The 9,469-nt window shown below is 37.4% G+C and carries 7 protein-coding genes, 1 tRNA gene, 1 other RNA gene and 1 pseudogene; 3 read left to right on the top strand and 7 right to left on the bottom strand.

Annotated features, from left to right (window positions below):
* The first annotated feature begins 78 nt into the window (after positions 1 to 78).
* Positions 79 to 210: transfer RNA gene (locus CM19_RS11085), tRNA-Trp, on the top strand.
* Between the two features lie 110 nt (positions 211 to 320).
* Here CM19_RS11085 and ffs read toward each other — a convergent pair.
* The 3 genes and pseudogenes from ffs to cimA form a co-directional block, all read right to left on the bottom strand.
* Positions 321 to 627, bottom strand: an RNA gene (ffs, locus tag CM19_RS12825) — signal recognition particle sRNA.
* Between the two features lie 384 nt (positions 628 to 1,011).
* The gene (locus CM19_RS11080; RefSeq protein WP_048100491.1) at positions 1,012 to 1,917 is read right to left on the bottom strand and encodes a 4-hydroxybenzoate octaprenyltransferase; all 906 of its coding nucleotides are present in this window, start codon (positions 1,915 to 1,917) and stop codon (positions 1,012 to 1,014) included.
* 2 nt (positions 1,918 to 1,919) lie between these two features.
* Positions 1,920 to 3,476, bottom strand: a pseudogene (gene cimA / locus CM19_RS11075) (citramalate synthase); the annotation flags it as partial.
* A gap of 67 nt (positions 3,477 to 3,543) precedes the next feature.
* Between cimA and CM19_RS11070 the strand changes: the two are divergent.
* Entirely contained in the window at positions 3,544 to 4,062 is a 519-nt protein-coding gene (locus CM19_RS11070; RefSeq protein ID WP_048100490.1) for a hypothetical protein, read from the top strand.
* Here the strand turns inward: CM19_RS11070 and CM19_RS11065 are convergent.
* Genes CM19_RS11065 through CM19_RS11055 form a run of 3 tightly spaced genes read right to left on the bottom strand, consistent with a single transcriptional unit; the run spans position 4,040 to position 6,459 of the window.
* Complete coding sequence (locus CM19_RS11065) at positions 4,040 to 4,849, bottom strand: ABC transporter substrate-binding protein (RefSeq protein ID WP_171714594.1); 810 nt, start codon at positions 4,847 to 4,849, stop codon at positions 4,040 to 4,042. The genes CM19_RS11070 and CM19_RS11065 overlap by 23 nt on opposite strands.
* A 29-nt stretch (positions 4,850 to 4,878) precedes the next feature.
* Positions 4,879 to 5,751 (bottom strand): cobalt-precorrin 5A hydrolase, encoded by an 873-nt coding sequence (locus CM19_RS11060; RefSeq protein ID WP_048100488.1) that lies wholly within the window; start codon positions 5,749 to 5,751, stop codon positions 4,879 to 4,881.
* Between the two features lie 36 nt (positions 5,752 to 5,787).
* The gene (locus CM19_RS11055; RefSeq protein ID WP_081801284.1) at positions 5,788 to 6,459 is read right to left on the bottom strand and encodes an A24 family peptidase C-terminal domain-containing protein; all 672 of its coding nucleotides are present in this window, start codon (positions 6,457 to 6,459) and stop codon (positions 5,788 to 5,790) included.
* A gap of 666 nt (positions 6,460 to 7,125) precedes the next feature.
* Between CM19_RS11055 and CM19_RS11050 the strand changes: the two genes are divergently transcribed.
* On the top strand, positions 7,126 to 8,262 hold the full coding sequence (locus CM19_RS11050) for an acyl-CoA dehydrogenase family protein (RefSeq protein ID WP_048100486.1): 1,137 nt from the start codon (positions 7,126 to 7,128) through the stop codon (positions 8,260 to 8,262).
* On the opposite strand, the gene CM19_RS11045 is transcribed toward CM19_RS11050, so the two are convergent.
* The gene (locus CM19_RS11045) at positions 8,236 to 9,456 is read right to left on the bottom strand and encodes an ArsB/NhaD family transporter (protein ID WP_048100517.1); all 1,221 of its coding nucleotides are present in this window, start codon (positions 9,454 to 9,456) and stop codon (positions 8,236 to 8,238) included. The genes CM19_RS11050 and CM19_RS11045 overlap by 27 nt on opposite strands.
* Positions 9,457 to 9,469: the final 13 nt, after the last annotated feature.

The following is a 9,469-nucleotide window of genomic DNA, read 5'->3' as shown; positions in this document are numbered from 1 at the left end:
TAAGGTTTTTCCAAAGCGTAGAGGAAAGGAAAGACTTTAAAACTAGACTCACAAATATCATCTTAGATGATCGATAATGGGCCCATAGCTCAGCTAGGTAGAGTGCTGGGCTCCAGATGAATTTCATTGGGTCTAGAGACCCGAAAGGGGATGAGCGACATCTGGAACGGAGAGACCCAGTGGTCGGGGGTCCGAGTCCCCCTGGGCCCATTAAATTAGAAACACTAGGTTGAATATCCTTCTTTTTGGCTAAAATTTTTGATCAAATATTCTATTTCAGTTCTATAGAATGCTCATAATCTTTACAAAGAAAAGGCTAAGGGTCGGATCCCTTACTCCACAGCAACAGATAACGCAAGCTTAACCCAGATCTACCTCCGACCGGAGACCACCAAGCGCTAGCGCCCGAGTACGGCTGCTCCCTTCCGGACCTGACCGATTCCCTCGGTTAGTGCGGTCCCTCAACTCCCTCCGGAGTAGAGGTCCGCAGACGCTAACCCTGTTGGGCGATCTTCATCGTTTGACCTGGACTTACGTTACCTGTTAACTGTAGAGTAAGGGTTACTGGTGCCCGCTTTACGCCATACGGGAATAGGAGATGGCGAATCTCCCCACCCTACCCGACCCATGATAAATTAAACAATCGGATTAAAAGAGTTTAACTCAATTGGAGAATAGCGACACCATCCTACTGAAGTTCTATACTCCTAGTGAGATTTTGGGCAGTACAAGCGTTATCTAAGTATATTAGATAATATATATATCAGGATTTAACAAAAATAACTAACTAAACATCGGACAGAACTTAAGGTTACGAAATATGAACGTTTTCCATAACATCAGACTAATCCTTGCTTTTTCATTTGATCTCTCTTGGTTATTGATACACAGCCTAATGTTATGCCGTTGATCCCTATTGCTCTATACCCATCGTAATTATCCTATAATCTCCATTATAGTTGGTAAAGTGACAATTCTCTATTTTAAATAGTTAAATCTTAGTGAATTTTCTTAGAATCTAGGGATACCAAGCAGAACGTCTAAATCTATCCCTAGACCTAAAACTATAGAAGAGTAGATATTATAATAAAAGGCCGAACCAAAGTTTCCCTTACTTGCCTTATAAAAGGCTATAGCCATGATTAGTCCATGTACTATAGTAGACGCATAGGAAATTGGACCAAGATTATAAGAGAAGTCCGCCACCAAGTCAAGTGCTACTGAAACAACTTGATTTAATCCAGCAAATTTAAGCGCAAAATCGCCCATAACTACTGCAAAACTATGCAATCCCATTTGTCTATCAAATGCAGAATCGGGTATATGATTATAAAGATCAAACCCTAATGCCCAGAATATCGTAGCTATAACAAAAAACCAAGGAATATCAGCAATTACCTTATCAAGAGAATGGAAAATTATACCAGCACTTGCTATTGCACCACTAAATACGGCTAATCCTTGTATTGAAGCTAATTGGTAATTTGCTAAAGCGGTAAACCTTTTCATGTAAGGATACGTCATTACTATTATTGCAACTAAAGGTGATAACACAAAGGCCCAAAAGTTAACTAAATAAGCAGAAATAAAGAAACCTAATAACCCAATAGTAATCATTAACTTAGCCTCCTTAACTGAAATCTTTCCAGTAACTAAAGGTCTACTTTTTGTCCTTGGGTTTTTTGAGTCTATCTCTCGGTCAGCTAAATTATCGTTTGTCATCCCTGCAATTCTTAGGAAGAACAAGGCTGAAAATATCAATATTAGAATGGGAATAGGGGGGACTCCACGGTATGCAACAAAGGCACCTAAATATGCCATCGGTAGACTAAAAAATGTCTGCTCTATTCTTAAGAACCTTAGTATAGTGTAGAACTTCCCTTTGCTAGCAGCTGAAGCGCCAGGATCCCAGGCCATTGTTATATAGTACTAACTTCAGTTTTTAACTTCTTGCTCACCTGTAAGTAATAATCTATACCATCGAGTAAAGCCTTAACTGAAGCCTCAATTACGCTAGTTGAAACGCCTTGAGTTCTCCAAGTTGTCTCTCCATCAGAAAACTCTATTGTTACCCTTACTATACTCTCGGTATTCTTTACCTCTCCAGGTAGGACAACTCTATAGTCTGTTAATCTTATTTTAGATATCTCTGGATAGGATCTCTGAAGAGCTTTTCTTAATGCTAAGTCTAAAGCATTTACGGGTCCAGATCCTTCTGATGCTTCTAAGTAAGAGTTTGTCTTAACAAGTGCGAGAGAAACCTCGTTCTCTGAAATCGCTTTCCAGTACTGAAGATCTATCATTTTCTTGTAAACGCCAATTTCTTTGAATACTTCAAGAATAGCTGAGGCGGGAGCAAGATCGAAACTGTAACCTTTATTCTCCATTTCCTTTATCCTGTTTAGTGCTCTTCTAAGTCTTTCGTCTTTCTTATCTACTTTTATTCCAAGTTTTCCTAAATAATCAACTAAATTCGATGTTCCAGAAACTTCTGAGATCACTATCCTCCTTGAGTTTCCTACCAATTCGGGATTAATGTGTTCATATGCGATAGGATTCTTCATTACTGCATCAGCATGAACTCCAGCCTTATGAGAGAATGCGTTTTCTCCTACATAAGGTTGATATGGATTAGGATGATTTCCAGCAAGCTCATAAACTAGTCTCGATATCTCCTTTATTTTCTTTAATTTGTCTTCTTCTATGATCTTCAATCCCATCTTGATCTGTATTGAGGGTATAACTTGGACTAAGTCAGCATTACCTGTTCTCTCACCTAAACCGTTAATTGTTCCCTGAACATGTCTGGCTCCAGCATAAACGCCTATAACGGTATTGGCAACTGCGCAACCTGAATCGTTATGCATATGAAGTCCTACTTTTACGTTAATTTTGCTTACAACTTTCCTAGTTATGTCTTCAACCTCATGAGGAAGAGTACCGCCATTTGTATCAGCTAAGACAATAACTGAAGATCCCGCACTTTCAGCTGTTTTAACTACTTGAATGGCATATTCAGGATCGTCTTTATACCCTTGATAGAAATGTTCAGCGTCAAAGATAACCTCAATGCCATGTTGTCTTAGATAGTTTATACTATCATAAATTATATCGAGGTTTTCTTCCTTAGAAGAACTTAAAACGTCTTTAACATGTAGATTCCACGATTTTCCAAAAAGGACAGCATATTTTACTCCAGATTCGAGAATTGAGTTAAGGCTCTGATCGTTTTCGGGTTTTACTCCCTTTCTTCTAGTGCTACCAAAAGCTGCAACCTTAGACTTGAGAGAGTATTGCTCTATTTCCTTGAAGAACTCAAAATCCTTGGGGTTTGAACCAGGCCAACCTCCTTCTATATAGGTTATCCCTAAATCATCTAAAGCTAGTGCAATCCGTATTTTATCCTTCAAAGTAAATGATACATTAGTAGTTTGAGCTCCATCTCTTAATGTAGTATCTAATGTTTCAACTAATTTCTAGGCCACCGGCCATACATTCTAGTTACGGAATAGTTATAAAAACTTGACTATTCACTTTGTCTATATGAACTATAAGGCGATTGCAATAGGAATCGTAATATTCCTTGTTGGACTTGTAGCGTCAATTACGATGCCGTTTTACTATCCAAATTATCAAGAAGTTAATTCTGTTTACGCCTCTCATTTGTCCTATGTAGTCATTCCGGCAGGAGCTGAAAAGATAGTATCTAATTTTACTACTAATTCTACATATAATGCTGTTATAGCTTTTATTCAGTCTGGGACTGGAAATATAACAATTTTTAATATAAGTAGTGCAGATTTGAAACAAATTACTACCCAGAGTTCTTTAGTATCTGCCGAACTAACTCCAGGAAAATACGCGATAGCGATCGTTAACCCACAAGGAATTGCACAAAACATAAGTTATACATATGGAGTTTTTAATGCCAATTTCCTAAATAGCTTTTATTCTGGCTTAGGGATATTATCAACTATAACTGAAATACTTACACTAGGAGGAATTGCAATAACAATCATTGCTGTAATATATGAAATTATCAATAGGAAAAGGAAGAAATAGAAGACTTTAGCCAAGTCATACCCTCTGTTATAAAGCTAGGGCCCATATGGGCAAGAAAGTCACCTACAGTAAATAGAACCTTAGATTTTCTTAGAATTTCCTGAAGACCCCTTTCCTCAGCTTTTGTTAAGAGTCTGGTTCTCTCTTCTGGAGTGTTCCTCTTAGGCTCAAAGATGACAATATCAGGAGACCTAGATATAACTTCAATTGGATCAGGAGTAAAGTAAGCCTCCTCTTTATCGTCAAAGATATTCTCTCCTCCAGCCAAGAAAATCCCATCGCTAACGTGAGTCGGAAACCCAGGAGTTATTGCCCCTCCGAGGTCAAATTCAACGTAAACCTTTATTCTCTTATTGATTGAAATTTGAATTGAGTTCATGAGTTTAACGTAAAGTTCTCTACTTGGTTTTTTCTCTCCTGTTACTTCTCCAACAAGAATCACGTTGTCTAGAATCTTTGAAACAGAAGTTGGAATAGGCATTGGATATACTGGAAAACCTTCAGCTATCAATTTCTTAGTTAAATCCTTTTGTGCACCTACTGTAGTAAAAATTACGTCTGGCCTAGTCTGTCTAAGAAATTCTAAATCAACATGGGTGTAGCTTCCTATCTTCTTAGTCATTTTCGCTTCTGGTGGTCTATAACTAAAAGCATCAGTAGCTATTACTTTTCCTCCTAATCCCAATATGAATAAAGTTTCTGTAGTAGGAGGATCTAAGCTCACTATTTTCCTAATTGGATAGCCTATTTCAATCCTTTCATCTAATACCTCGTTATAGACTTTCACAATTTCATGTTTTCTATGAGTATTTACGTCTAAGCTTCAACTCCAAGACAAGTAACTACACCGTAGGCTCTTTTTGTCTTCTTAAGAAGAAGCTTTACCTTAAGAAAGTCTAGAGAAGGATCGCACTCAATTTCTCCAATATCTGATTTTTCCCAATCCGCATAGATAACTGTAGAATTAAAGGAACGCGCTACTCTTTCAATTTTTTCATCCCCTTTTTTATGCTTCGATGTTACTATAAAGTTCAAATTCCTTGTGAATATTCCTATGGATCTAAGCGTTGAAACTATTGAGTAATATAGGGCTTCACTAGGGGTTGATCTGTTATAGCCTATTCCAATGACAAAGTTCAATGGAGTCATAAGTATTTTTCCGTCCTTCCTACATTCTTCTCCAACTACTATGTCAGCCTCATCGCACGAGGATCTTTCAAACCCTGGAGGATATCTAAGTTCCAATTTTGTAAAAACTTTCAGTTTCCCTAATTCTATCTGTTTTCTGTCTAGTTCCTCGATGTTCCCATCCCTAATGACTAACCCGTTTATCCATGCAAATTCTTCTACGCTATAAATTCCCATTTGAGCTGTTACAGAAGTAAGTATTAGCTGAGATTCCAACATGTCAGCTATTATTCCTCCTATAAATGAACCACCTCTCCTCTCATTGATTAAGGGTATAACATAACTTCCATCACCTGTAACTGCTATTACTACCGGATCTTTTTCTCTGCTAGTGATCTTTTTAGATATATCCCTTATCACAGATGAAATAGAATTAAAGTAAACTAGCACTTCAGGATCCTTCTCCGTTATGAAGAAGCCTAGATCCTCTAACCCTTTAGCTGTATCCTCTACCAATGGAATAGGCCTATCGGATATTATCTTTATTTTTGAAACATACAACTCACTTATTTTTTAGAAAAAAGGGTTAATTAACGGTCATGAAAAGGGCAAACCAATAAATAATGAGATAAGGTAACCTATAAGCATAAAGGGAATAACTGGGACTCCCCAAGCAACCCATATATAATCATCTTCTGTAAGTCTCCCATCTCTGACCAACTTTAGGTATTTTTCTCTCCATTCCTTGTCATCTTCTTCAATTGAAAAACTAGTTCTCATTTCCGAGCTTCCATCATCATTTACCACAGTTAAAGGAAATAGGAAAGACGAATTGAGAAAATCCTTAACCTTTATTCTCTTAGCTGACATAGATAGAATAACTCTGGTAGAAAAGGGCAAGCCCTTGGTATACTTAAAGTATTTTGCCATGTTTAATACCGAAACAACGAGAATAGATAATGACGTAAATAAGACAAAAACAATTGGCTCTATTCCAAGTTCAGATAGCTTACTAAAAAAAAGGGGATACGTCACAGGATTTGATAGTCCTACTAAAAATACTGCTATAAGATCTGCTCCCCCCATCATGGAAAATCTATAAAATACGTAAAAGATTAAGATAGAAACTCCAAAGGAGTAACTATAAACTAGAAAGTTTATACTATGATAATAAAAAAGGAAAAATATTATCAGAGGAGTATAAATTCCCCATACCTTAAAGTCGACTTCCCTTTTCTTTACATCAAGGTAAGATGTATGAAAAAGCATAACTGAAGTAAGTATTATTTGGAAAGCATATATTACATTCAAGGGAGACCCTCCTCATCCCTACCCTCTAAGGGGGTGTCAGGGGGCTAGATACCCCTTTACTACTATCTACTTCTCTACTTTTAAATCTTACCAAGCGGAATACTCAGACCTTTCTGTTAGGTTCTTCTACCTCTTAGTAAGCAACCCTGGTTTTTGCCTAGGTAAAGGAGTAAACTTAACAGGCTCTGAGGATAATTTTAACTCTGTACATGATAAGACGCTGAGGAAACATATAAGTCACGAACAGTTAATATAACCTTAATTTTCGCATAGAAAATATATGAAAATCTCATTTACAACTGAAAGCCTCGCTCTTTAGAGCGGGGAGGAGGTCAGATGACCACAATTTAGTAAGTCCTTAATACGCCAATAGGTTAACTTGGATTCTTCTTCAGCTTGTCGTGTGTACATATTATATACTGTTTATACATTATGTATTCCTGAAAGACGTCCATTAAAAAGTATAATAAAGCATCTTAACCCATTAGGGCCTCACTCCTTAAATATAAAATTAAAAATCCCTAACCTTTCATTCTATAAACCATAAGTTGGAAAAAGCTTATCAAAGTTTCTGATAAATAAGATAAAATTTAATACTGTTTATACAGCCTATATAACGAGAATATGTTTGAGCTTTCAAAGGAATTGGAGGAGTTTAAGTCTAGAACCAGGGAATATGTACAGAAAGTTGTTAAGGACTACGCTAAGACTATGGATGAGACGAATGACGGAGGAGATAAGATTGTTAAGGATTTTGGAGAAATGGGACTTTTAGGAATGAAAATACCTCAGAAATATGGAGGTCTTGGATTAGGTGAGATGGCCTTCGCTATTGCAACTGAGGAATTAGGAAGCGAGAGTGGAGGGGCTTCTCACAGTCTTCATACTCAGTTAAACGCTCTCCAGCTATTACTTTCAGTAGGAGGAGAGTCATCTATTGAGTGGTTAGAAAAGGGATCCAAAGGAAAAGAGATATATTCAGTAGCATTAACCGAGCCAGCAGCAGGTTCTGATTTAGGAGCCTTACAGACTAACGCAAAGATTGAAGGCAATGAACTCCTAATTAACGGAGAAAAGATATTTACTAGCGCAGCTAGTTTCTCAACGAAGATGGTTGTTTTAGCCAGAACAAGTGGAAATCCTGGAGATAAACAAGGGATTTCTCTACTTTTAGTTGACTCAAAAACTCCAGGAATAGAGATTCATAAGTTAGATCTTATGGGAATAAGAGGTGCTGGAGTCTCATACGTTAAATTCAACAATGCAAGAGTTCCAAAGGATTCCATAATAGGTAAAGAAGGAGACGCATTCAGAGGAGCTATTAAGGCTTTAATGGTCAGTAGGAATGGCTATGCTGGAATTGCTGTTGGAGTAGCTAGAGGTTCACTAGACGAAGCTATAGCAAGAGCTACTGCTAGAAAGCAATTTGGAAAAGCTCTTATAGATCAGGAGTGGATTGCCTTTAACTTAGCTGACGCTTACATAAAGGTAGATGCTGCGAGACTTTTAACTTGGAGGGCTGCACAGCTTTTCGATAAGGGAGTTGAAGCTCTAACTGAGGCATCTATGGCGAAGTATTATGCTGCAATAACTTCGGCAGAGGTTAGCAGAATGGCGTTACATGTATTTGGAGGTCATGGATTAAATAGAGGTTCGAAAGTGGAGAGGTTATACCGGGACTCAAAAATAATGGAAATAGCAGAGGGTACAAACGAAATGCAATTAATGGGAGTTTCAAGGACTTTCCAGCCTAAGAAATAAGAAAAGGATAACAAAGTTAAGCAATAATACTGGAATCGAATATTTCATAAATTCGAAGAATCCAAATCCTTTTCCACCTCTTGTTTCTACGGCCTCAGAGATAATTACGTTACTTGCAGCTCCTATTAACGTAAAATTTCCTGCTATCGTACTGCCCGCAGCCAACGCCATCCACTCAACTATAGTAGGATGATAAGGCATCATTACAGTTATAAAGATCGCAACAAGAGGAACATTGGAAATTACTTGGCTTAATAAAACGCTTGATATCATTATTAAGATCACGCTCGTTGGAGGAGGGAGAATCGAAGAAAGAAAGGAAATTATGCCTCCAGAAAGTAGGCCTTGAGTAAACATGAAAAGACCGAAGAAAAAGAGTACCGTAGACCAATCGACTCTTCTGAGAATTTCCCTTCGTCTAGAAGATATAAGAAGAAGAACTGAAGACGTAATTAAAGATCCAAGGACTATATCAACTCTGATCAGACTAAGACTAAAAAATAAGAAAACAGTAATAAGAAGAAGGGAAAAAGAAAGATAAGCTAAGGTTTTATCCTCTAATTTTACCTCAGCTATATCATCTACTTTTGCTGAAATCTTCTTTTTAAACATGAAAAGAAGAATAGGATAAGTTATAACAAGATTTATGATTGTTGGAAGGAAGAGAAATTTCAAAAATACTATAAAAGGAGACTTAATTCCAGCATCTAGTGCTATAAGTAAATCTTGAGGATTTCCGGTAGGAAGCATAACGCTACCTATTGTAACCCCAAATGCTAAGGCATACATTAAAGGTTTTTCATCGATTTTCATAGCCTTACTTGCCTCAAGGACTACAGACGACCAAGTCGCTGAGACTCCATCGTTTGTCACCAAGTTTGATAAGATACCTGAGAAAGCTAAAACTCCAAATAGGACATTTGGTCCCGTTTTTAACTTGGAAATTATTTTATAGGCTAGGTACTTCAAAAAACCTGAGACCTCTAAAGCTGAAGCAAAAGTAAATAGAGTTATAAGAAAAATTATGACATCAAGGTTGATTGATGCAAACGCCTCTGAAGGAGTTATAACGCCTAAGACCATCATTAGAACTCCACCAAAGAACATTGATGCCCATGGAGGGATCTTAGTTATCTCCCTAGAGGCAATAAGAGAGAAGGTGAGGATTGCAACAAAGATTGCCAAATAATTCATAGGTTTGTCTTCC

Origin of the sequence: Candidatus Acidianus copahuensis (genome assembly GCF_000632495.1) — an archaeon.
Lineage (GTDB): Archaea > Thermoproteota > Thermoprotei_A > Sulfolobales > Sulfolobaceae > Acidianus > Acidianus copahuensis.
This window is presented reverse-complemented; position numbering and strand designations above follow the sequence as displayed.